The organism is Desulfobacula sp. (genome assembly GCF_030145145.1).
GTDB lineage: Bacteria > Desulfobacterota > Desulfobacteria > Desulfobacterales > Desulfobacteraceae > Desulfobacula.
Genome location: NZ_JAQYWD010000034.1, coordinates 1 through 22,055 on the forward strand (window position 1 = coordinate 1; position 22,055 = coordinate 22,055).

The window sequence follows — 22,055 nt, forward strand, 5'->3', positions numbered from 1 at the left end:
ACAGACCCAAGTATGATCTGGATAAATTCAGGACCTGGATTCGCCTTAATCCTGATGAGCTCAAACAGGTTGCCGCTGAATTTGCCAGAAAGCTCAATGGGGCAAAAGCCCCGGTGAAAATTATGATCCCCTCCCGGGGATGGTCGTCCGTGGATGCTGAGGGCAATCCCACCTTTAATCCGGAAGAAGACCGTATTTTTGTTGAGACATTGAAGGGGCTGCTGGATCCCGGGATAGAAATTATTGAAGTGGATGCGAACATGGAAGATTCTGTTTTCAGTGAACAGGTGACCCAGGCCGCGTTGGCACTTTTTTAGCGATTTTTCACCTGTTCTTTGAACAGGCGTTTTAACTCAACCCAAACGATGGAGAGATGAAGATGATTGTTAAAAACTGGATGTCCAAAAATCCTGATACAATGTCAAGTGATCTTTCAGCAAGAGAGGCCATGACCCTATTTGAAGAAAAACATGTCCCTTTTATGTCTGTGGTGGATAAGGGTAAATTCAGAGGACTGATTGCCCGGCGGGATTTGAGAGAGGCGGCTGCCTGGGCCATATCCACCCAGGATATTTATGAAATGGAATATTTTAACGAACAATTGAAAGTCAAAGATATCATGGTCAGAAAACCGGTCACCATTTCTGTGGAGGATTCCGTGGAAACCGCCATTGAAAAGGGGAAAAGGTTCGGCAGAAGCTTTTTGCCGGTCATGGACGGTGACACCCTTGTGGGAAGCCTTGCCAACCGGGATTTTACCCATGCCCTGGGCCAGCTGTTGGGCACCTATGAGGGACTGCACAGCGCGTCCATTGAGATCAACGGGGATACCAAGGTCACCATAAAAAAAGTCCTGGAAGATATTTTTGAGATGGGCCTTGAAATCAAGGGCCTGTTTACATTGAAAAACCCTGATACTGGGGTTAAACGCCTGATCATCCGGTTTGAAGCAAAATGTCTGAAACGGATTGTCTCTTTAATTGAAGACAAGGGATATAATTTAATAGAAGTGGTCAAACACGACCAATAGGGGTTAACCGACAACATCCAAAGGAGTCAGATATGGCAAAGCGATTGATCGTAGGGATAGCCGGGGCAAGTGGTGTGATTTATGGCGTCAGAATGCTTGAAGTACTTAAAAACAGGGGTATTGAAACCCATCTGATTATTTCCGAGGCCGGCAAAATCAATATCCGGATAGAAACCGATTATGATGTGGATGATGTCCTTGCCATGGCTGATGTCACCTATAACAATAAAGACATTGTCGCATCGGTTGCCAGTGGATCATTTCTGACCATGGGTATGGTGGTGGCCCCCTGTACGGTTAAAACCCTTTCGGGAATTGCCAATTCCTATAATGAAAATCTCTTGATCCGGGCCGCAGATGTCCAGTTAAAAGAAAAACGCAAAGTGGCCCTGTTGTTCAGGGAAACCCCTTTGCATACGGGTCATTTGCGGCTGTTAACCCAGGCTGCTGATATGGGCGCCCATATTATCCCACCGGTGCCCGCGTTCTATCATCACCCCAAAACCATTGATGATATCATTAACCAGTCCGTGGGAAAGGTCCTGGATTATATGGGGATAGAACATGACCTGTTTAAGCGCTGGGACAATTCTGAACTGGATAAGCGGATGAACCAAACCACAACCAGCAAAAATGAGAAAATACAAAACGAGAAAGTGGTTGCGATGAAATAACAACAGCTAAAACCCATAGGAGGAATTGCCCCATGACTGACGACCGACAATTTGAACTCGTTCTGTTTGATCTTGAAGGCACTCTGGTTGATTTCCAATGGCGACTGGAAGATGCCGTCAAAGAGCTCCTTCCGGTTCTATCCAAGGCAGGTATTAAGCCTTCCCGATACGGAGCGTCTCCAAGCTATGCCGGTATTTACAATACCACCCGGGACATTACCCGCGCGTGGGATCCTCAAAAAGCCGATGAATTGTTTGAACAATTGGCGGATATCTATGAGACGTACGACCGGGATGCCTTGATCCGGTGGGCGCCCTATGCAGATGCACAGTCTTCACTGGAAAGGCTTTCCGCCTTTAAATACCGGATGGGTGTGGTGAGCAACTGTGGATCCCATGCCGCAGATACCGTCCTGGAAAGATTCAATCTGGCTGAATTTTTTGAGATAGCCCTGGCAAGAAATGATGTCTTGTATTTAAAACCCTCTCCCGAAGGATTGAACCTGGCCCTGGAAAAACTTGATGTGCCCGCTGATAGAACTTTGTTTGTCGGTGACTCAATCAATGATATCCTGGCTGCAAATAAAGTCCCCATGCCGTCGTGTTTTCTGTCCGGCGGAGAAAGCAAGGTGACCGGAGAGGACGGTCGGATGGCAACTTTTCAGATCACCTCGCTTTCAGGGCTTGTGGATATGCTGATCCCCTGATGGTATGAAATGGGTTAGATGCTGCTAATAAACGAATGGTGAGAGGTCGTTTTCCAGTGCGTTTTTGATGGCAACGCCGATTTTTTCAACGGAATACGGTTTTTTGATATATTGGCCTGCCCCCAGTGCCTGGGCCTTTCTTACCCTCTCGCTTTCTGAAAACCCACTGGTAAGGACAACCTTTTGCCCTGGGGTTCGTCTTATGATCCTTCTATAGGCTTCAAGCCCATCAATACCGGGATCCATTATCATATCCAACACCAGCAGATCACAAGAATGATTTTTCAGGTATTCAACAGCCGCTTCTCCGCTGGAAGCCGTTTCAACAGTGTAGTTCAGTCGGTTTAAAATGGTTTTTGCAATCTGTCTTTGTTCGAGACTATCGTCCACAATAAGAATAGTTTCTTTATTTCCCAGGTATGCTTCCATGGGGAGGGGGGCTATTTTTTGGGTTATTGGCTGTTTTGCAACGGGAAAATACAGAGAAAATTTTGTGCCTTTGTTTTCCTTGCTTTTAACATTAATATAGCCATAATGATCCTGAACAATTCCCCACACAACGGCCATACCCAGGCCGGTGCCACTACGCCCCATTATTTTTTTGGTATAAAAAGGTTCAAATATTCTTTGCAGATCCTTAGCGTTGATCCCGATCCCGTTGTCTTCTATGGTAATAACGGCAAAGGCGCCTTTTTTTATGGACGTATATCCGTGTATGGGAGTATTGATATGCTGGTTCCGGGTAGAGATGATAATTTCTCCCCCGGACGGCTGGGCTTCTGCAGCGTTGGCGATCAGGTTCATGATGGTCTTTTGCAGATGGATTTCCGACCCGTTTATGTTTGCCAGGTTCTGGTTAAGATGGGTGGTTATCCGGATACGCGGGTGATAGGCCAGCAGGTTATGATGTTCAGGAGAATTCAAGTAATCCTTAATTATCGTATTCAGGTTTAATATTTCAGTGGCCATTACCCCTCGCCGGGCCAGCGTCAAAAGATCGTTCACTATGGCAGATGCCTTCAGACCGGAGGTGTGAATCAGATTCAAAGGTTTCCTGAACCGATGATCATTGGGAAGGCCCATCAATAAAAGCTCAGGATAAGAGACAAGCCCTGAAAGGACATTGTTTAAATCATGGGCAACCCCCCCCGCCAGAAGACCCAATGCCTCCATTTTTTCCATGCGGGCCAGTCTTTTTTCCAATTGTTTTTTTTCCTGTTCAGATTTTTTTCTGTCTGTAATGTCAAGAATGGCGGTCTGGGTTGCCGGCTTGCCTTCCCAGGAAATTAAAGACGGTCTTATTTCACAAACCAGTTCTTCCCCATCGGGTTTTACCATCTTTACCTCATAGGCATCCGGTAATTTTTCCCCTTTGATCCGGCGGTGGTAGTTGTCCAGTACGATTGCCTGATCATCAACATGTATAAACCTTAAAAAAGAAGTTCCAGCAATGCTTTCCAGCGGTAATCCCAGTCTGTTTCTTAAGGGCTTGTTCATAAAACAAATTTTACCCTCTCGCACAACCACGATGCCTTCAGCAAGGTTTTCCATCAGGTCCCGATATTTTTCCTCACTTTTTTTTAATGATTCCTCATGTATTTTGCTTTGGGTTTCATCAACCATAAATGAGATCAGGGCCGGTCTTCCGCAGTGTTCAACGATCCGGGATTTGAAGCGAACCCAAAAGAGTTCCCCTTTTCTGCCTAAAATTCGATACCGCTGTCCCCCGGGGTGGTCCTGACCTGTCATTATCGCATTGTATCGGGTGATGAGACTTTCATGGTCTTCAGGGTGGACCAGTTCAAGAAAAGATCGGTTTTCGATTTCTGTAACTGAATATCCGGTAAAGGTATAGGCCCAATTATTCATATGGCAAATATTGCCATCCTGGGTCAAAATGACTCCCATGGGGATGTTTTGGGCAATCAGATCACTTAACATTATTATCTTTAAAAAATATTTATTTTCAATATCGTATCGTTGCTAAATTTTCTATCATTTTTAACTTGAATTTACAAAACAAAAAAAACTGGAAAAAGGGGCAGTGATCTGGTGAAACAAATCCTTGCCTTCAGCCGTCAGTCTGAAATGGCTGAAACGGTACGAAAGATTTTAAATGCGGAGGAAATCAACCTATCCTGCAATTTATTGTAGCAGGGTTGCTCCTGACACGGATATAGTGTATAAACACCCATTTATGCTCAATTAGAAGGCAATGACATAATATCAGGATCTTGTCAGATCTGAAAGGGACGTTTAACGCATGAGCAAAAAGGTTGACATAGCAAACACCCGGATAGGGGTCGTGGGGGCTGGAAGTTGGGGAACTGCCCTTGCTAAATTGCTTGCAGATAAAGGGTTTGTTCTGGATCTCTGGGTGTTTGAACAGGACGTAAAAGAACAGATTGAAACGGACAGGGAAAATAAAATTTTTCTTCCCCATATAAAACTGCCGGATAATATCATTCCATCCAATGATCTTGAGAGTGTGGTAACAGAAAAAGATCTTGTACTTGTGGTGGTCCCCTCTCATTTTACCCGGGATGTGGCAGGCCAGATGAAAAATTTTATCAGCCCTGAGACCATCATTGTCACTGCGTCCAAGGGAATCGAGAACAAAACCCACCTGACCATGACCCAGATTATTGAAGAAAAAATTGATTTTATTCCCAAAGAAAATATTGCCGTACTCTCAGGACCCAGTTTTGCCAAAGAGGTTGCCAATCGTGTGCCGACAGTTGTTGCTGCCGCATCCATCAGCCGGGAGGTGGCTGAATATGTTCAAGAAATATTTTCCTGTCCCACGTTCAGGGTCTATGTGAATGATGACCCCATCGGCACCCAGATCGGTGGCGCCATGAAAAATGTAGTGGCCATTGCTGCCGGTATTTGTGATGGGATGAAAATGGGCTTGAATCCCAGAGCAGCGTTGATTACCCGGGGGCTTACCGAGATGAACCGGCTGGGAACAAAATTGGGGGCTGATCCCCTGACGCTGTCGGGGCTTGCCGGGGTAGGTGACCTTTTATTAACCTGTACCGGCGAACTCAGTCGTAACTATACATTGGGCAAACAGATCGGGCAAGGTAAGCATCTGGAGGAAATCATTTCCGAAATGAGAATGGTGGCAGAAGGGGTTAAAACAACCCGTTCCGTGTACAACCTGTCAAAAAAGCTGGGAATAGATCTTCCCATCTGTAATGAAGTCTATGCGATCCTTTTTGAAGGTCTTTCTGTGGAAGAGACGGTAAAACGTCTGATGAATCGTTCTTTAAAACATGAACTGCATGGGGTTCTGGACAGTTGATCCTTTAGACATCCTTTCGCTGATGAATTTCCAGGCAGCCCAGGTCCCATCTGCAAGCTGCCTGGAAGGATGATCACCTGATTTAAGGCCTAATAATCACAGATGGACTTGTCCACACTTTTCGGCACCCCTTCAAAGGGGGTCCATTTGTTTGACCCATAGGTATTTTTGTCTCTCATGTTTTTCAAAATTTCAATGCTCGTTTTATACCCTTTATACATCCTGCAGGTATCCATGGCCATGCCGCATATCAATGCAATGGCCTGGGCAAGGGTGATATCATTTATCGAAAACTCCCATGGGTTTTTCGTGTAGACCCGAAGGGCACCGATGATTTTATTATGGCTGATAATGGGGACACCCAACAAGGATGCAATGCCCTCTTTTCTGGCCTCGTCAGGATATTTGATTCTCGGATCATCCATTACATCATAAATGGCAATGGGGACGGCATCCTTTGCTTCCTTAATGTTCTGCATAAAATGGGTCGGGCCCTTTGTCAGGTACTCAGTGCTCAATCCTGATGCCGCAACAAGGGACAGCTCTGTGGTCTCCCTGTCCACCAGAAAGACAGCACATCCTTTGGCATTGAATGCCGTTTTCACACTCTCTGCCGTTATCAGGGCCACTTCTTCCGGGTCCTTGCATTGAGAAATAGCAGTTGTTAATCGGGTAATCGTGTCATAATACATGGTGTGATTTTCCATAAAGGCCTCCTTCCCTTTGGATTATTAAATAGCACCCGGATCGTATCCTGGTACCGGGTAACCCTAAACTTCAGTTGTAAAAAAAGAGCTGACAAACGAAAGAATATACGCTGCACAAAATGAATCAAAGTAAAAAGAGTGGATCTGTCTGTAAGATATAAATCAGTATATATCAATCAAATAAATTCGTCAAAGGCTTTTAAGATTTCATCGCACGCCTGCCGGGTACCGCCCTGGTGCCGGATAATATAATCTTGTGCCACCTGTTTGCGGTCAGATCTATTCTCCGGTGTTTCAAGGGCGGTCAGGATGGTTTGGACCACCGCCGTCCAATGGGTCTTTTTAATGACAATTCTTTTTTTGAAAATGTCATCTGTTACCCAGGCAAAATCGTCATAATGGGGTCCTATGACTGTCGTTGCGCCTTGCAGGGCCGGTTCAATAAAATTTTGTCCGCCCAGCGGTTTCAGGCTGCCGCCGACAAAGACAACCGAAGCAAGCGCATAGGCGGTTTTGAGTTCCCCAAACGTATCCCATAAAATAATGCCTGGCTTATCCAGGTGCGGGGGGATGTTGGATTTTAAGTGGAAATTAAACTTCTGGGCCGTCAATTTTTTTTTCCAGGCGTTGATCCGGTGCATGTGTCTGGGGAAAATGGCGATGACCTGGTCTGGGAAGGCGTTTAAAAGTTCTTTTGCCATAAGCAATACCTCTTTTTCTTCCTGCCGTCTCACCGATGCCAGAAGGGTCAGCGGTAAGGTCTGGGGGAGAACTCGCTTGATGTCCAGCAGGAGTCTTGAATCAGGCACCATAGTATCCATGGATTCAAACTTGATATTTGACATGGTTTTAACGATTTTTTTTTCAAACAGTTGCGCATATCTTTTGGCATCCTGCCTGGACGTTGCAAGGATAACATCCGGTTCAAGATGCTTCCATAACCATTTGGTTTTCAGATAAAGGAGATGACTTTTACGGGACAGCCTGGCATTGATGATGAAAATTTTTGTTTGGTTTCGTTTCAGAAAATAGAGCAGGGCGGGCCAGATTTCGGTTTCAAGCAATACCATAATACAAGGATTGATAGTTTTTACCGCTTTTTCAATGGTGTGTGGCCGATCAAAGGGAAACCACTCAATGGTTAGATTTATCCGATGGTGGCGCATTTCTCTGGTTAACCCCTTTTTTAAAATATCCATCCCCTGGGATGTGGTCGTGGTGACCAACACGTTCAGGGGTGTTTTGGGCAACAAGGTCTTGAGAATATGGACAGCAAGATAGGCTTCACCTGCCGAAGCGGCTTGAATCCAGATATCAGCCCTTGAGTGGTGGCCGGAAGAAATCCGTTTTTGCCATCCCTGTTTCAAGCGGTTGTTTCTGGCAAGAAAAGGCAGGCTCAGATTCCAGAGCATATTGTAAAGTTTGAAAAAATTGAGTATAAGGGCGTTCTCTGTCATGGGAACATATGCTCTCATGTTTTTTAACTATTGACAATACCCCGGGAAATATTAAATAAGGGCTATGGAAAAGAAAAATCCCAAACTGACCCAGCCACGGCAAAAAAAGATTGTTTCCCTGGTTTTCATCTACTGGCAGCGGCTTTCCCTGGCGGCGGCATGCATGATAGTGGTTGCTGCTGCCAACGGAGCCATGGCGCTTTTAGTCAAGCCGGTGATGGACGATATCTTCATCCGTCAGAACAGGGAAATGCTCTTGATAATTCCCGGGATCGCCATCCTGATTTTTTTTCTGAAAGGGGTGGGCTCTTATGGATCAGAATATTTGATGAATTATATCGGGGAAAAAATTATCCGGTTTTTCAGGGATTCTTTGTATGAAAAAATTACGGATCTTCCCATTGCTTTTATTCACAAAGAAAAAACAGGGGCCTTGATGTCCCGGATCACAAATGATGTGAACATCGTTAAGGGCATGGTGTCAACGGCAGTGATCAATGTGTTCAGGGATTTCTTTTCAGTGATAGCCTTTTTATTTGTTATTTTTTACCGGGACTGGCAACTGGCATTGGGCGCCTTTATTGTACTGCCCCTGGCATTTTATCCCATTGTCCTGTTTGGTCGGCGGGTTAGAAAATTTTCCACAGGTACCCAGGAAACCATGGCGGATTTGAATTCATTTTTACACGAAACCTTTACCGGCAGCAAGATTATTAAAATTTTTAACCTCCAGGATTTTGAAAAAAATCGGTTCAAAAAGAAAACCCAGGCACTGTTCAGGCTTGAGATGAAGAAAACGATTGCCAAAGCCCTGTCTTCACCTGTCATGGAATTTCTAGGGGGGCTGGGTATTGCATTTATCATCTGGTTTGGCGGCCTTCGCGTGATTAACGGCACCTCCACACCGGGAACATTTTTTTCTTTTCTGACAGCGGTGATGATGCTCTATGATCCAGTGAAAAGATTGTCCAAACTGAACAATACCATTCAAGAAGGGATTGCTTCCGCCACAAGGATATTTGATGTTCTGGAAGAATCGTCACCCATTACGGAAACAAAAACACCCCAATGTCTAACGGGCAGCACCTTTAATGTTGAGTTTGACCGGGTGGGTTTCGCTTATAATGACAATGAACCGCCGGCATTAACAGATATCAATCTAACGGTGGCACCCGGGGAAGTCCTGGCCCTTGTGGGAATGAGCGGCGGAGGGAAAACCAGTCTTGTCAATCTGGTCCCCCGGTTGTATGATGTCACCCATGGCCGGGTGTTGATTGCCGGAAAAGATATTAGAGAGCTGTCCATTAAATCTTTGCGGGATCATATTTCCATTGTGACCCAGGAACCGATCCTGTTTAATGAATCGGTACGAGACAATATCCGGTACGGCAAAATGGATGCAACGGATCTTGAAATCGAAACGGCTGCAAAGGCAGCCTATGCCTACGATTTTATTCAGGGATTTCCCCTGGGGTTTGATACCATAATCGGGGAGTTGGGTTCCCGGCTTTCCGGGGGAGAAAAACAGCGGATCTGTATTGCCAGGGCCCTGATCAAGGATGCACCGATCCTGATCCTGGATGAGGCAACCTCTGCCTTGGATTCAGAGGCGGAAGGGGTTGTCCAGAAGGCGTTGGAGAATTTGATGAAGGGAAGGACGTCCTTTGTGATCGCCCATCGGCTGTCCACCATTGATTATGCTTCCCGGATCATTCTGTTGAAAAACGGATCCATTCAAGAGCAAGGCACCCATGATGAGTTAATGGCCCAAAAAGGCGACTATTTTAAACTTCAAACCATGCAGTCAACCAAGGGGTTGGTTGCGTAAAGGAGAAAAGAATGACCGTTTCCCAAGACCTGTTGGAAATCCTGGTTTGCCCCAAATGCAAGGGTGAGATTCATTTGAATGAAAAAAAAGATGGGCTAGTCTGTGAGGCCTGCCGCCTTGTATATGAAATAAAAGATGATATTCCCATCATGCTGATTGACGAAGCAAAGCCGCTTTAACAGATGAGTATTCCCAAAAATCCTGACCCGGCAAAACTGGTGGTGGGCTGTATTATGAACGATAAGGCCGCTATTGAGCAGCTCTTTTCCTTGATAGAAGAGACATTCGGTCCGGTGGACATGATCAGCCGATGGCTTGATTTCGCTTATACTGACTATTATTACAAGGAAATGGGATCTCCGTTGTTTCGAAAGGTTTTTGTTTTGAAGCACCTGATTGCCCAAGATGACCTGGCGTTGATCAAAGAAAAGACCAATGATCTTGAAACCCGGTTTATGAGATCAGGAAAGCGAACAGTGAATATTGATCCGGGATATCTTGTTTCCTCACGGTTTATCCTGGCCACGGGAAAAGAATATTCCCACAGAATTTATATCGGTCGTAACATTTATGCAGATCTGACCTTGATGTATTCGAAAAAAGAGGGGTTTAAAACCCTGGACTGGACATATCCGGATTATGCATCCCACACCATGATGTCGTTTTTATCAAAGGTTCGGGATAAATACCTTCTGGACTTGAAGGCAAGCAAAGGAAAAAAAAATGATTAAAAGCATGACGGCTTTTTCCCAGGGGTTACAGACCTGGGACACCATCACAGCCGATGTTACCATCCGGTCCTATAATTCACGCTATCTTGATGTGGCCTTTCATGGCCCGGAATCCTGCCAGGTGTTTGAAGAGGATATTAAAAAAATCATCGCCAAAACCCATGCCCGGGGAAGAATTGAGATTCGATTATCTGTCCAGGATGATGCAGGGGATCTGGATCAGTTTGATGTGGACATGGCTAAAGCAACGGCTTATTTTCAGGCTTTAAAAAAGATAAAAGACGATTTAAACCTGGTTGCCGACATCTCCATGGGTGATATGTTAACCGCCCGTAATGTCATTGTGCCGTCCAAAAAAGAGCAGGATACAGAAAAATTGTGGCAGGCCATCAAACCCTGCCTGGAAACGGCCAGCATCCATCTGGATCTCATGCGCAGGGCGGAAGGGAAAAACCTTTTTTCAGATTTGACGGCAAGAATGGATTATATTGAAAAGAATTTGGCACAGATTGAAACAGAGGCAGCAAATATTCCCCTGATTTATAAGCAGCGGCTCATGGATAGAATCTCCTATCTGACCGCTGATACCGAAGAACTGGACCCGGTCCGGATTTCCCAGGAGGCCGCTATCCTGGCCGACAAGAGTGATGTGTCCGAGGAAATTGTTAGACTTTACAGTCATATCAAGCAGTTTCGGGATATCCTGGATTCAGAGGATGCCGGAGGGAGAAAACTCAATTTTTTAATCCAGGAATTTAACAGGGAGTTTAACACCATCGGGTCAAAGGCGGGTAATGCATCTTTGTCCCATCAGGTGGTTGATCTGAAATCAGAACTTGAAAAGATAAGGGAACAGGTACAGAATATTGAATAATAGTGGTTTATTAAGAAGGGGGGGGCCATGGAACAACTCCTTTTAAATATAGGATTTGGAAATACGGTGGTGGCGGGTAAAATCGTGGCAATCTTGTCTCCCAACTCTTCTCCCATGAAACGGGTCAAGGATGAAGCCAAAGAGGAAAAACGTCTGGTTGACGTGACCCACGGTAGAAAAACCAGGGCCATTATCATTATGGAAAGCAATCATGTTGTTCTTTCAGCGATTCAACCGGAGACGATATCCAACCGGTTTGAGTCTTTGATGAACCCGGAAGAAGATTAATCCCATGAAAGGTACTGGAAAACTGTTTATCATTTCCGCCCCGTCAGGGGCCGGAAAAACGACATTGATCAGAAAGGTATTAAACCGGTTTACATCTCTTTCATATTCTGTGTCTCACACCACCCGGCACCCAAGAACGAACGAACAGGAGGGGCGGGATTACTTTTTTATCAGTCCCCAGGCGTTTGAACAAAAAATAGCCCAAGGCCATTGGCTTGAGTGGGCAAAGGTTCATGGGCACTATTACGGAACTGCCAGGGAATTTGTAAAAAAAAGCCTTGCCAAGGGCCAAAGTCTTCTCCTGGATATTGATGTCCAGGGTGCCGGACAGATCATGGCATCAGATATGGACCTGGTGTCCATATTTATTATGCCGCCGTCCGTTGACATTTTGTCCCAGCGGCTGGCGGGCAGGGGAACGGACAACACAGAAGTGATTACCAGACGTCTTGAGAATGCAACAGCTGAGATGGCTCAAAAAGATCGGTATCAATATGTGGTGATCAATGATGATCTTGATGAAGCCATTGAAGCACTTTGTTCGATTTTTGAACGAGAGATGGGTGAGCCATGAATGAGAAGACCGATATCCTGTTTGGGTTCCATTCCGTGTATGAAGCATTGCGGGCAAAGAAAAGAATGGTTTATCAGCTGCTGATGTCAAAAAAACGATCCCCCGGCAGAACGGAAAAAATCGAAGCCCTTGCCCGGGAAAGAAATATTCCCATCCAGGGGGTTGATCCTGAACGTCTGGACAAGATGACCCATTTCGCAAATCATCAGGGCATGGTGGCCCAAACGTCTTTTTTTCCGGTTAAAAAAGCCTCGGAGGTATTGGGCAGGATAAGTGAAAGCCCATCGCCCTGTTTTATCCTGATCCTGGAAAATATTGAAGACCCCCATAACCTCGGTGCATTAATCAGAACGGCACTATGTGCCGGCGTTGATTGTGTTCTCATCCCAAAGGACCGGTCTGTTGGGCCTTCTTCAACTGTCTCCAGAAGTTCTGCCGGTGCCATGGAGCATGCGGATATCTATATGATCACCAATACCGCGTCTATTTTAAGAGCATTGAAGGAAAACGGGGTCTGGATATCCGGCCTGGATGCAGACGGGGATAGATCTGTGTTTGATGCGGATTTGACAGGAAATATCGCCCTGGTTATCGGTGGGGAACACAAAGGCATCAGGCCCCTTGTGAAAAAAGAGTGTGATTTTTTATTGTCTATTCCCAATAAAGGCACCATTAATTCCCTGAATGCTTCTGTGGCAGGCGGCATTGCCATGTTTGAAGCCCTTCGCCAGCGACAGTGAAGCTGAAAGGCACCCTCCATTTTTTTGAACAGCTGTTATATCCCTTAAAGTGTTTAAAATGTGGCGCCTATATTGATCCGGATACGGTGGATCCCTGTTCTCTGGAAGCCTGTTTTTGTGACCGCTGCATGGCTGCAGGATTTTATCCCATGGCAGCCCCATTCTGCCCCAAATGTGGTGCTAAGGTCCAACAGGGAGCCGCTGGAAATCACCGGTGTGAAGCCTGTGTGAAAACCCCTTTGGTGCTTGATCGGGTCAGGGCTGTGGCCGAGTATAAAGGCATCACCAAAGAGGCCATTCAGCTGTTTAAATATCATTCAAAACTGGCCGTTGCCCGGGTGTTTGAGCACCTTTTGTTTCAGGCCTTCCTGGCGTATTATGCCACCGCCCGGATTGATCTGATCATGCCGATACCATTGCACCGGAAAAAATTGAGACAAAGGGGGTTTAACCAGGCATATCTGGTCATCCGAAATTTTGTAAAACTTTACCAACACCATTTCGGACAGCGGCCATTGTGGCGAATCGATAGTGGCTCCCTTGTCAAGCTGAAACAGACACCATCGCAAACCGGATTTGATATTGAACAAAGAAAATGCAATTTAAACAATGCATTTAAGGTTGTCAGTCAAAAGACAATTGACAACCAACATATCCTGTTGATAGATGATGTGTTTACCACGGGGGCCACCTGCAATGAAGCTGCCCGGGAATTATTGAACCACGGGGCCGAAAAAGTGGATGCACTGGTGCTGGCCCGAACCTGACACCCCATTGATGTTATGAAGGCTTTTATTCCATTGAAGAAAGTTTCCCTTTGTTGCCAAGTCCGAGAAGAAACGTTTCATAAATTTTTAAGGATAAGGCTTCCGGGCTGATTTCTCCTTTGGGATCGTACCATCGATAAATCCAGTTGCACATCCCCATGAGGCAATGGGCGTCAATGGCAATATGATCAGTAGACAGGCCTTTTTCCTGGCAATATCTTTCCAAAGCGTTTCTCCAGTATGATAGAGATTTTCTTTGTTTTTTTTTGATCTGTTTGTACCAGTCGCCGGTCAGGCAATCGTCATCATTGAGCAATAATTTAAATCGATATCTATCATTGCAATAGCCACTTACTTGATAATAAATATAGCGTTTGATGAGTTCCGATGGGCTGGTGTCCAAGGGAATTTTTTCAAGTCCGGCTAAAACATCGTCCATATGGTTGTTTAAAATTTGAAAGAGAAGATCTTCTTTGCTTTTGAAATAATAATACAGCCCAGCGGTGGTCATTTCCGTTGCTTTGGCAATATCCCGGATGGTTGTCTTATCATAGCCTTTTTGAAACAGGGTTTTTGTTGCAATCCGATACACCCTGTTTCTTCTATGTTCATGTTCTTTTATTTTATATTCTTTCATGGCTTACATCAATCCCGGTAAAAACAGTGCTATTTGAGGAAATATCAGTAAGAGTACATTGCAGATAATCAGTGCAAGTAAAAAAGGCATCACCCCTTTGAAAATGGTTTGTAACGGTATGGTTTTGGCGACACCGTAAACCACATACACATTAATTCCCACCGGCGGCGTAATGACCCCCATTTCTGCGATCAGTACGATAATAACACCGAACCAGATGGGATCAAAGCCAAGGGCCAGGGCCACCGGAAAAAAGATGGGCACTGTGAGCATGATCAAGGCAAATCCGTCCATGAAACAGCCGCCGACCAGATAGATTAAAATGATGACCATCATAATCATCATGCGGGGTAACGGCAGGCCTCCCACCCAGATTGACAGGTCAAAGGGTATCCGTGTAACGGCCATGAAATGGCCGAAAACCGTCGCACCTGCCACAATCACCATTACCATGCAGCTTAAGCGGGTGGTATCGGCAATGGCTTTTAAAAAATCTTTCCAGGACAATTGTCGCCGGATCACGGACAATAAAAGCGTAAAAAACGCCCCGGTGGCCGCAGCCTCGGTGGGTGTGAAAAGGCCGACAAAAAGCCCCCCCATGACCGCCCCGAAAATCAGCAGTGCTTCGAGAACACCGGTTAAGGATTTGACCTTTTGGATGAAAGTGGTTTTGGGCCCGGCAGGTGCCAAAGCAGGATTATGTCTAACGCGCAAGTAAATGGCCAGCATGAAAAGGGCTGCCAGCAAGAGGCCGGGCAAAATGCCCGCCACAAATAATTTGCCGATGGACTGTTCCGTCAGGATGCCATAGACGATAAACAATGTACTGGGGGGAATCAGAATCCCCAGGCTGCCCGCTGCCGCCACGGCGCCTGTGGCCAGTCCCATGTCGTAACCAAAGCGTTTCATTTCCGGCAGGGTAACGGTTGCCATGGTGGCTGCGGTGGCATTGGTTGAACCGGAAATGGCTGCAAACCCTGCACAGGCAGCCACTGTGGCCATTGCCAGACCCCCTTTTCGTGCGCCCATCAACACATAGGCAGAATCATAAAGCCGTCGGCTGATTCCCGAATAAAATGAGATCTGGCCCATGAACATGAACAATGGAATGACCGTCAAGCTATGGGCGGAAAACATCTGGAAGAAATCTTTGGTCAGCACACTAAATCCGGGTCCCCAACCCTTGAGATAGGCAAACCCTAAAAACCCTATCATGGCCATCACAAATCCAACAGGCATGTTTGAAAACAGTAAAATTAAAAGAACAATGATCCCAATGACGCCAATTGTTGTTAAACTCATTTGTCCAGCACCTTATTAATGTCTTTGATTATTTCTACCAGAAATACAAGCGTCACCGCTAATGCGGAGAAAGCAAGCATATAAACAAACGGATGGAACGGCAGCTCCATGGTCATGGAAACTTCACCACTTTCTTTTAACTGCCTGGCGTATATCACTGAACGCCAGGCCAGCACACCGAACAAAATGCCTGACAATGTATCGGTTGTCAGTTTGAAAATGGTCTGGGTTTTTTCTGCCAAGGTCCGAACCAGCAATTTGACGGCGACATGTCCGGCTTCCACAGTGGTGTGAGCCATGGCAAAGGAGGCGGCAACCGCCCCGAACATTGCCACCAAATCATAGGTTCCCGGAAAAGGCCGCCAGGATTCCATAAACGGCCATTTGAAGGTCGCATAAAGGGTCACGCAAAATCTTAATGCCACATCCGTGGTGGTGATGACCATCATGAACACAATCGCCAAACCGGCAATATAGTACATATACCGTGCCATTCCATTGACACTATTTTCAAATTGTTTCATATATCAGGGTTTCCAAAATTTTCAACACAGGTTACAGGCCTATATAGATATCGTATCAAAGCCCCCTCCATCCCGGCTCAAAACTTTTCATTAAGGCCGGGAATGATCCTCCCAAACGGATTGTCCATCAACGGATAACCGCACCTCCTGGGTCGGTAACTTCTCAAATCCGTCGGCATTTTGTCGGCGGATTTGAGGATATGCGGATGATTCAGCACAACCCGGTTGAAGAATCGTTGTCACCTTTTTGAGGTCGTATCAATATGTTTTTACCGCCTCTTTAAGGAAGTCGACATATTCCTGGGCCGGCAGGCCTTTTTTAGTGGCGTCCTTTACCCAGTCGCCGATAACGGGCTGAACGGCAGCCTTCCAGCGGGCATTTTCTTCTGCCGTCATTGGAATGATTTCATTGCCCTTCTCCAGGGTATATTCTCGGCCTGCTGCGTCGCTGGCGTCCCATGCAGCACCAAATTTATCAATCCACTCTTTGTTCACCTGCTCGAAAACGGCCTGAACATCTTTGGGAAGGGAGGCCCATTTGTCTTTGTTCATGAAAACATATAGACCCGACGTGTAGCCAATGGAAGTGGTTTCAGAGGTATAGTTGATAACTTCAGCCTGATTCCAGCCTTTTAGGGCCTCAATGGGCACCAGGGTGGCATTGCAGACACCTTTTTGCAGGGCTTCATATGCCTGGCTCTGGCCCATGGCAACGGGCACGCCGCCTAAGGCCTCGATGATTTTAACGCTGAAGCCGTAACAGCGGACTTTCATGCCCTTTAGATCCTCAAGTTTTCTGACGGGATCTTTACTATGGATTAATCCAGGACCATGGGCATGAAACAGCATGACCTTGACCTTGTTTAACTCTTTGAGTTTGAATTCTTCAGCGAAGGCGTTGATGATCCGTGTTGCCTGGCTGCCGCTTTTATATCCAAGGGGTAAGTCAATGGCCTCCAGGGCCGGGAAGACCCCCCGACTATAACCCAGTACGGAAAAGCCGATGTCGGTAATACCGTCAAGGACAGCGCCATAGGTCTTGGCGCCGGTAACCAGGGACCCCCCCGGGTAATAGGTCATTTTCACCTTGCCGTTGGTGCGTTTTTCTATAGCGTCACAGTATTCCTGCCCCAATTTACCATGGAAATGTGATGGGGGAAAAAAGTTACTAAAACTAATCTCGATTGGCTTGGCAGTGACCGTTCCGGCAAATACTCCGAAAAACGCAACGGAAACTGAAAAAATAAATAATGCAAACCCGGCTTTTAATTTCATTTGGCATTCTCCTAATAATTTAGTTAATCAAACAAACGTTAGAGTTATTTATCATCCGTAAGAAAAAATATCATGACAATATTTTGTTGTCAATAGTCATCTTTCAATAACGGCATTCTATCATATCCGGTATGGTGAACGCTCTGTACCGGACTATTCCTTGAGTTCCGCCGCTACTTCCTGTGCGATTTCTTTCATCCGCTTCACGTGTGCGGTCTTGCCCCAGGAATACTGCGGCAATTCCCATTCCATTACTTGTAAATTTCTTGTAACTTCAGGAATCAGGTTATATGGAATGGTTAACAAAATTAACCCCTCAGGAAAGGTCTTCCGTGCTGTCATGCCATGAAGAAGTCCGGTAATCATCATATTCAATTCTCCGGTAGCATAGGGATACATATACAGATAAGCGCACCCCACCACAGAGGTTCCCTTGGCATTCCATGCCGCACCGGTTCGATAGCCATGGGCCCTGAGCAAAATTTCTGCCTGGCTTGGTTTTGCTGTAATGATCAATAGATCAGGGTCAAAAGACAACTTGTCCAGAGAAGAAAAAGCGACATAATTAACGCTGTCTTTTGCCATTTTGTGCATGTCCATATAAATCTTGCGATTCGCCCGTGGATCTTCATAAACACCCAGCTTGGGTCCGATCTGTCCACTTTCAAAAATAGGATTAGACGACTCCATGCCCAGCAGAAAAGGACCTGCTTTGCATTCATGATTGTCTTTTGTCGTATAAAAAGGGGCTGAGTCCTGTGCCTCTTTAAGCATTTCACAAAAAGCCAGTTTCTTTTCAAGCCTGGAAAGGCCTTCAGGTTTTGTTAATAAGAATTTCACGCCTACGGGTTGATATTCAAAATTAAACCTTTCAAATATGGATAACGCTTTTTCATTTTTCATAAAATTCTCCTCATTCCAATGGAGGGTTATGGGTAAAGGTTTTTTTGCCTGGAAAGCATCGTCTATTGCCCATGACGATCCATCCGGGCGCAATAACCTAACAGTCGTTTGATTTTTTTATCATATGTTAATAAACATATGATAATATGTATGGTAAAATTGTGATTTTTGTCAAGGAAAAGAAAAAAAATATCCTGAAGGCGAATTCCGGTAATTCTATCCGTTTTTTGTGTGAAAGACGTATCAACCCAGTGAAATTTTTTTAATACTAACTGACTGCAATTAAATAAATTAACCCTATTGATTCCGCAATTCTCATTATGGCGATAACTAAACCGGTTCAGGCTTGTGTTATTGGCGGCTGAATCTTTTATCAGACTCCATGCTTTTGACCAAACCCTTCACAATTAAGGGCATCAGCCGGCAAAAGTGTCAATAATGCAACACCATTGTTCGGCGACTATTGCGTTTATAATGAGAATTGCTGTTATTGATTTTAATCAATATATTAATGTAGTATATATTTCTATCGTATAAATCTTTAATGACAATCCAAATAGGAAAAAGAAAAGTGGATGTAAACGGTTATAAAAGCGATTTGACTGAGAATGAAAAGGTGGTGATGGGCATTGTCAGGGCAGCGGAACTTTTTAAAAGAGCTCAAGCTGCAATTTTTAAGAATTACAATCTCTCATTTCCCCAGTACAATATGCTCCGGGTGCTGGATTGTTCACATAACGGTCAGAACAAGATCACAACCGTCAGTAAAATCATGCTTTCACCCGGGGCAAATATGACCGGCATTGCCAAGCGGTTGGAAAAAAACGGATTTATTCTTCGAAAAGGGGATCCCCTTGACGAGCGAGTCACCCTGTTGGAAATAACGCCCAAAGGGAGAAAAATATTATTAAAAATAGAGCATCAAAAAGATGAGAACCTGGCCATCATCATGAACGGGATTTCCTCGGAGGAAAAAAAGATGCTTTCCCGATACACACGGCAGTTGATGAAAAATGGCAGGAGCCCTGACGGCATATCGTAACACTTATCCCAGGGACTTACTGATCTGCTTAAGTTCTGCCAGCATCTGTTCTTTTCTGTTTAAGGAGGCACTGATCATGAACTCTTTTAAGTGATCCTCTTTTCCTTTGTGGATATTTTTTAAGGTTTCTCTTCCTTTGGGGGTGATTTCCAGTAAGGTTATTCGCTCATCCTTGGCATCACTCCGTCTGATAAGAAATCCGTTTTTCTCCATCCGTTTGGCTACCCCTGTCATGTTGGCACCTGAAACCAACATCAATCGGCTGACATTGGTGATGGTATTCATGCCATTTGTTGAAGTGTCCAGTATCCTGAGAACATTGTATTGTGAAAACGTTAACCCATAGTTTTTGAATATGGCACCCATCTTTTTCTTGAAAAGTTCTGCCGTCCTTACAATGGACATCATTACTTTTTCATCTGTATTCGCATTGCTTTTGTACCCGCCTCTATCTGTTTGCTTGTGTGACATACGAAAAAATCCTTAATAGATGAATGATTAATAGATAATATAGAACATAATTGACAAGCATATTATAGATGTGTTTTGAAGTCAAACAACAAATAACACACTGAAATATAATGGATTGTGTATTTGAATTCGAACTTGGATCGGCCTTTGAATTAACCTGACATGAGTTGGCTTGGTATGGACGACTAATTCATATCAGCAAAACCATCAAGGATATTTTTCATCACATGGAATGCCCTGAGCCGATGTTAGAAACCATCAGACTATAAACGGATATAACTTATTATAACTTACTGGTATAATGGGCTATTTATAATATATTTCATTAGGGAAATTATACTTGGCAATAAGTATTTAATATATTAACAATAAATAGATTTAATATGAAATTTATATTTCAATTTAATTTTTATTAAGGGTAAATCTTCATTAGGAAAGAGAACATGGCAGGAAAAAACGAATTGTATACTTCATTTCAAAGCCCGTATCTGATTCAATCCCTGAAACCATAAGTCATATTTTGTATAATTATTTGTTTGCCGCTCCCTAATCTGTTTTGTCTGGAGAGAATAATTATTGACAATGAAATTTTTTTTATGCTATTTATTATTTGTCGGACGATAAAAAAAACTAACAAATGTTAGATGAATTCGACTTGGACGGTTTTATGGGGAAATAGTCAATAATTCTCAACAAAGAAGGGGATTTCAAAAAATGAATATAGCAAACAATCTGGAGAATGCTGCTTTCCATTTCCCGAAAAATATTGCTTTGATTGATGGGAAAAATCAATTGTCCTATCAGGAATTGAATCAGGAATCAAACCAAATTGCCTTGGCATTGCAAAAAATGGGCGTGCAGCCCGGAGACCACATTGCATTATGCGCCCCCAATTCGTTCGCATGGATTGGGTTTTATTTTGGCATTCTTAAAATGGGTGGTGTCGCTGTAACACTTCCCTATGCCATGACCCGTAATGAATTGCGGCCTGTTCTGGCGGATTGCAAACCCAAAATTATTTTTACGATTGACGCCAAAAGGGATGATTTAGATCAAAAATCCCATGGGGGAAAAATCATATGTGAACACGGTGATATGTCTTATGCAAAGATGCTGTCAAACGGAACCCATCACTTCACGGCCGTGGATCTAAATCCGGATGAAACAGCTGCAATCCTTTACACGGGCGGGACAACCGGTGTCCCCAAAGGGGTGATGCTGAGCCATAAAAATATCATGACATCAGCATATAATGTTGCCCACAATGAACGATCCAATGAAAAAGATCGGGCGTTATGCTTTCTTCCCCTTAACCATGTTTTTGCTCAAATGCATATTATGAATTCCACCATATACAGTGCAGGAGGGTTGGTTATCCTACCTTCCTTTAATATGGACGCTTTGCTGGGTGCCATTTCGGAATCAAGCGTTACCAAGCTTTACGCGGTACCAACGGTTTACATCCGTCTGCTGACGCTTTCAGATCTTAAAGAAAAACTGGGGTCGGTACGATATTGTTTTTCCGCCGCAGCCAGTATGGCAAGCGAACTGGTTCGGGAATGGAAAACACGAACCGGACTGGATATTTATGAAGCCTACGGAATGACGGAAAGTGCCTCCATGGTCACTTTTAATCACTATTATACCCATGTGGTGGGATCGGTGGGTACGCCGGTGGCCAATGTTGAAGTACAGATTCGGGATAAAAATGGAAATGTGCTGGAGAAAAATACAGAAGGAGAAATCTGTATATCCGGCCCCAATATCATGAAAGGATATCTCAACAGGCCGGAAGATACCCAGAATGCCTTCTGGGGCAGATGGTTTCGTTCCGGGGATGTGGGTATTATCGATGATCATTCCTACCTTTATATTGTTGACCGGATCAAAGAATTGATCATAACCGGTGGAGAGAATGTTTCACCAAGGGAAGTTGAAGAGATCTTATATACGCGCCATGAAATAGAAGAATGTGCGGTTATCGGGCTTCCCGATAAAGAATACGGAGAAAGGATTGTGGCATATATGGTCCCTAAATCCGGACAGAAAATTGATGGGGTTGAACTCAAGGCGTATCTGAAAACGCAATTGTCACCCTTTAAAGTGCCAAAGGCGTTTATCTCGGTTCCGGAACTTCCCAAAACCAGTGCCGGGAAATTGTCAAAGATCGAACTTAAAAAACAAGCGATGGAAAAACCAGAATACACAAACAAATGA

The 22,055-nt window shown here is 44.7% G+C and carries 24 protein-coding genes; 15 read left to right on the forward strand and 9 right to left on the reverse strand.

The window, feature by feature from the left end; translation table 11 throughout:
* The 4 genes from Q1Q15_RS18290 to Q1Q15_RS18305 all read left to right on the forward strand — a co-directional run.
* A partial coding sequence (locus Q1Q15_RS18290) for a Tm-1-like ATP-binding domain-containing protein (protein ID WP_300463211.1) occupies window positions 1–317 on the forward strand: 317 nt, incomplete at its 5' end.
* Window positions 318–379: 62 nt separating this feature from the next.
* Window positions 380–1,030 (forward strand): CBS domain-containing protein, encoded by a 651-nt coding sequence (locus Q1Q15_RS18295; protein ID WP_300463214.1) that lies wholly within the window; start codon window positions 380–382, stop codon window positions 1,028–1,030.
* Window positions 1,031–1,062: 32 nt separating this feature from the next.
* Entirely contained in the window at window positions 1,063–1,704 is a 642-nt protein-coding gene (locus Q1Q15_RS18300; protein WP_300463217.1) for a UbiX family flavin prenyltransferase, read from the forward strand.
* 32 nt (window positions 1,705–1,736) lie between these two features.
* Window positions 1,737–2,411 (forward strand): HAD family hydrolase, encoded by a 675-nt coding sequence (locus Q1Q15_RS18305; protein ID WP_300463219.1) that lies wholly within the window; start codon window positions 1,737–1,739, stop codon window positions 2,409–2,411.
* A gap of 24 nt (window positions 2,412–2,435) precedes the next feature.
* Here the strand turns inward: Q1Q15_RS18305 and Q1Q15_RS18310 are convergent, their stop codons facing one another.
* Window positions 2,436–4,352: a PAS domain S-box protein gene (locus tag Q1Q15_RS18310; protein ID WP_300463222.1), complete on the reverse strand. Its 1,917-nt coding sequence runs from the start codon at window positions 4,350–4,352 to the stop codon at window positions 2,436–2,438.
* A gap of 322 nt (window positions 4,353–4,674) precedes the next feature.
* On the opposite strand from Q1Q15_RS18310, the gene Q1Q15_RS18315 reads away from it, so the two are divergent.
* Window positions 4,675–5,718: an NAD(P)H-dependent glycerol-3-phosphate dehydrogenase gene (locus Q1Q15_RS18315; RefSeq protein WP_300463225.1), complete on the forward strand. Its 1,044-nt coding sequence runs from the start codon at window positions 4,675–4,677 to the stop codon at window positions 5,716–5,718.
* A gap of 89 nt (window positions 5,719–5,807) precedes the next feature.
* Here Q1Q15_RS18315 and Q1Q15_RS18320 read toward each other — a convergent pair whose 3' ends face one another.
* Both Q1Q15_RS18320 and Q1Q15_RS18325 read right to left on the reverse strand, forming a co-directional pair.
* Window positions 5,808–6,425: a GAF domain-containing protein gene (locus Q1Q15_RS18320; RefSeq protein ID WP_300463227.1), complete on the reverse strand. Its 618-nt coding sequence runs from the start codon at window positions 6,423–6,425 to the stop codon at window positions 5,808–5,810.
* 176 nt (window positions 6,426–6,601) lie between these two features.
* Window positions 6,602–7,882 carry a glycosyltransferase N-terminal domain-containing protein gene (locus tag Q1Q15_RS18325; RefSeq protein ID WP_300463230.1) on the reverse strand — a complete coding sequence of 427 codons (1,281 nt, stop codon included), beginning with the start codon at window positions 7,880–7,882 and terminating at the stop codon, window positions 6,602–6,604.
* Window positions 7,883–7,946: 64 nt separating this feature from the next.
* Between Q1Q15_RS18325 and Q1Q15_RS18330 the strand changes: the two genes are divergently transcribed.
* Genes Q1Q15_RS18330 through Q1Q15_RS18365 form a run of 8 tightly spaced genes read left to right on the forward strand, consistent with a single transcriptional unit; the run spans window position 7,947 to window position 13,684 of the window.
* The gene (locus tag Q1Q15_RS18330) at window positions 7,947–9,710 is read left to right on the forward strand and encodes an ABC transporter transmembrane domain-containing protein (RefSeq protein ID WP_300463233.1); all 1,764 of its coding nucleotides are present in this window, start codon (window positions 7,947–7,949) and stop codon (window positions 9,708–9,710) included.
* Between the two features lie 11 nt (window positions 9,711–9,721).
* Entirely contained in the window at window positions 9,722–9,889 is a 168-nt protein-coding gene (locus tag Q1Q15_RS18335; protein ID WP_300463234.1) for a Trm112 family protein, read from the forward strand.
* A 3-nt stretch (window positions 9,890–9,892) separates the two neighbouring features.
* A complete protein-coding gene (locus tag Q1Q15_RS18340) occupies window positions 9,893–10,441 on the forward strand; it encodes a DUF4416 family protein (protein WP_300463236.1) in 549 nt (182 codons plus the stop codon).
* On the forward strand, window positions 10,434–11,315 hold the full coding sequence (locus Q1Q15_RS18345; RefSeq protein WP_300463238.1) for a YicC/YloC family endoribonuclease: 882 nt from the start codon (window positions 10,434–10,436) through the stop codon (window positions 11,313–11,315). Before Q1Q15_RS18340 ends, Q1Q15_RS18345 begins: the two co-directional genes overlap by 8 nt.
* Before the next feature lie 27 nt (window positions 11,316–11,342).
* The gene (locus Q1Q15_RS18350) at window positions 11,343–11,603 is read left to right on the forward strand and encodes a DUF370 domain-containing protein (RefSeq protein WP_300463242.1); all 261 of its coding nucleotides are present in this window, start codon (window positions 11,343–11,345) and stop codon (window positions 11,601–11,603) included.
* A gap of 4 nt (window positions 11,604–11,607) precedes the next feature.
* The gene (gene gmk, locus Q1Q15_RS18355; RefSeq protein WP_300463245.1) at window positions 11,608–12,177 is read left to right on the forward strand and encodes a guanylate kinase; all 570 of its coding nucleotides are present in this window, start codon (window positions 11,608–11,610) and stop codon (window positions 12,175–12,177) included.
* Window positions 12,174–12,917, forward strand: coding sequence for a 23S rRNA (guanosine(2251)-2'-O)-methyltransferase RlmB (rlmB, locus tag Q1Q15_RS18360; RefSeq protein WP_300463246.1), 744 nt, complete (start codon window positions 12,174–12,176; stop codon window positions 12,915–12,917). Before gmk ends, rlmB begins: the two co-directional genes overlap by 4 nt.
* A complete protein-coding gene (locus Q1Q15_RS18365; protein WP_300463249.1) occupies window positions 12,914–13,684 on the forward strand; it encodes a ComF family protein in 771 nt (256 codons plus the stop codon). The genes rlmB and Q1Q15_RS18365 overlap by 4 nt, the downstream gene beginning before the upstream one ends.
* Window positions 13,685–13,709: 25 nt before the next feature.
* Here Q1Q15_RS18365 and Q1Q15_RS18370 read toward each other — a convergent pair whose 3' ends face one another.
* The 5 genes from Q1Q15_RS18370 to Q1Q15_RS18390 all read right to left on the reverse strand — a co-directional run bounded on the left by Q1Q15_RS18370 (window position 13,710) and on the right by Q1Q15_RS18390 (window position 18,325).
* Complete coding sequence (locus tag Q1Q15_RS18370; RefSeq protein WP_300463251.1) at window positions 13,710–14,321, reverse strand: TetR/AcrR family transcriptional regulator; 612 nt, start codon at window positions 14,319–14,321, stop codon at window positions 13,710–13,712.
* 3 nt (window positions 14,322–14,324) lie between these two features.
* Complete coding sequence (locus Q1Q15_RS18375) at window positions 14,325–15,623, reverse strand: TRAP transporter large permease (protein WP_300463254.1); 1,299 nt, start codon at window positions 15,621–15,623, stop codon at window positions 14,325–14,327.
* Window positions 15,620–16,147: a TRAP transporter small permease gene (locus Q1Q15_RS18380; protein ID WP_300463257.1), complete on the reverse strand. Its 528-nt coding sequence runs from the start codon at window positions 16,145–16,147 to the stop codon at window positions 15,620–15,622. The genes Q1Q15_RS18375 and Q1Q15_RS18380 overlap by 4 nt, the downstream gene beginning before the upstream one ends.
* Before the next feature lie 258 nt (window positions 16,148–16,405).
* On the reverse strand, window positions 16,406–17,422 hold the full coding sequence (locus Q1Q15_RS18385) for a TRAP transporter substrate-binding protein (protein ID WP_300463259.1): 1,017 nt from the start codon (window positions 17,420–17,422) through the stop codon (window positions 16,406–16,408).
* A gap of 153 nt (window positions 17,423–17,575) precedes the next feature.
* A complete protein-coding gene (locus tag Q1Q15_RS18390; protein WP_300463262.1) occupies window positions 17,576–18,325 on the reverse strand; it encodes a DUF169 domain-containing protein in 750 nt (249 codons plus the stop codon).
* A 571-nt stretch (window positions 18,326–18,896) separates the two neighbouring features.
* On the opposite strand from Q1Q15_RS18390, the gene Q1Q15_RS18395 reads away from it, so the two are divergent.
* Window positions 18,897–19,367, forward strand: coding sequence for a MarR family transcriptional regulator (locus tag Q1Q15_RS18395; RefSeq protein WP_300463265.1), 471 nt, complete (start codon window positions 18,897–18,899; stop codon window positions 19,365–19,367).
* Window positions 19,368–19,370: 3 nt separating this feature from the next.
* Here Q1Q15_RS18395 and Q1Q15_RS18400 read toward each other — a convergent pair whose 3' ends face one another.
* A complete protein-coding gene (locus Q1Q15_RS18400) occupies window positions 19,371–19,838 on the reverse strand; it encodes a MarR family transcriptional regulator (RefSeq protein ID WP_300463267.1) in 468 nt (155 codons plus the stop codon).
* 714 nt (window positions 19,839–20,552) lie between these two features.
* Here Q1Q15_RS18400 and Q1Q15_RS18405 point away from each other — a divergent pair.
* Window positions 20,553–22,055 (forward strand): AMP-binding protein, encoded by a 1,503-nt coding sequence (locus Q1Q15_RS18405; protein WP_300463270.1) that lies wholly within the window; start codon window positions 20,553–20,555, stop codon window positions 22,053–22,055.

Bases quoted from the DNA above. Each gene is read 5' to 3' on its own strand.
- Q1Q15_RS18295 (WP_300463214.1), top strand. From the start codon at position 380: ATGATTGTTAAAAACTGGATGTCCAAAAATCCTGATACAATGTCAAGT.
- Q1Q15_RS18300 (WP_300463217.1), top strand. From the start codon at position 1,063: ATGGCAAAGCGATTGATCGTAGGGATAGCCGGGGCAAGTGGTGTGATT.
- Q1Q15_RS18305 (WP_300463219.1), top strand. From the start codon at position 1,737: ATGACTGACGACCGACAATTTGAACTCGTTCTGTTTGATCTTGAAGGC.
- Q1Q15_RS18310 (WP_300463222.1), bottom strand. From the start codon at position 4,352: ATGTTAAGTGATCTGATTGCCCAAAACATCCCCATGGGAGTCATTTTG.
- Q1Q15_RS18315 (WP_300463225.1), top strand. From the start codon at position 4,675: ATGAGCAAAAAGGTTGACATAGCAAACACCCGGATAGGGGTCGTGGGG.
- Q1Q15_RS18320 (WP_300463227.1), bottom strand. From the start codon at position 6,425: ATGGAAAATCACACCATGTATTATGACACGATTACCCGATTAACAACT.
- Q1Q15_RS18325 (WP_300463230.1), bottom strand. From the start codon at position 7,882: ATGACAGAGAACGCCCTTATACTCAATTTTTTCAAACTTTACAATATG.
- Q1Q15_RS18330 (WP_300463233.1), top strand. From the start codon at position 7,947: ATGGAAAAGAAAAATCCCAAACTGACCCAGCCACGGCAAAAAAAGATT.
- Q1Q15_RS18335 (WP_300463234.1), top strand. From the start codon at position 9,722: ATGACCGTTTCCCAAGACCTGTTGGAAATCCTGGTTTGCCCCAAATGC.
- Q1Q15_RS18340 (WP_300463236.1), top strand. From the start codon at position 9,893: ATGAGTATTCCCAAAAATCCTGACCCGGCAAAACTGGTGGTGGGCTGT.
- Q1Q15_RS18345 (WP_300463238.1), top strand. From the start codon at position 10,434: ATGATTAAAAGCATGACGGCTTTTTCCCAGGGGTTACAGACCTGGGAC.
- Q1Q15_RS18350 (WP_300463242.1), top strand. From the start codon at position 11,343: ATGGAACAACTCCTTTTAAATATAGGATTTGGAAATACGGTGGTGGCG.
- gmk (WP_300463245.1), top strand. From the start codon at position 11,608: ATGAAAGGTACTGGAAAACTGTTTATCATTTCCGCCCCGTCAGGGGCC.
- rlmB (WP_300463246.1), top strand. From the start codon at position 12,174: ATGAATGAGAAGACCGATATCCTGTTTGGGTTCCATTCCGTGTATGAA.
- Q1Q15_RS18370 (WP_300463251.1), bottom strand. From the start codon at position 14,321: ATGAAAGAATATAAAATAAAAGAACATGAACATAGAAGAAACAGGGTG.
- Q1Q15_RS18375 (WP_300463254.1), bottom strand. From the start codon at position 15,623: ATGAGTTTAACAACAATTGGCGTCATTGGGATCATTGTTCTTTTAATT.
- Q1Q15_RS18380 (WP_300463257.1), bottom strand. From the start codon at position 16,147: ATGAAACAATTTGAAAATAGTGTCAATGGAATGGCACGGTATATGTAC.
- Q1Q15_RS18385 (WP_300463259.1), bottom strand. From the start codon at position 17,422: ATGAAATTAAAAGCCGGGTTTGCATTATTTATTTTTTCAGTTTCCGTT.
- Q1Q15_RS18390 (WP_300463262.1), bottom strand. From the start codon at position 18,325: ATGAAAAATGAAAAAGCGTTATCCATATTTGAAAGGTTTAATTTTGAA.
- Q1Q15_RS18400 (WP_300463267.1), bottom strand. From the start codon at position 19,838: ATGTCACACAAGCAAACAGATAGAGGCGGGTACAAAAGCAATGCGAAT.
- Q1Q15_RS18405 (WP_300463270.1), top strand. From the start codon at position 20,553: ATGAATATAGCAAACAATCTGGAGAATGCTGCTTTCCATTTCCCGAAA.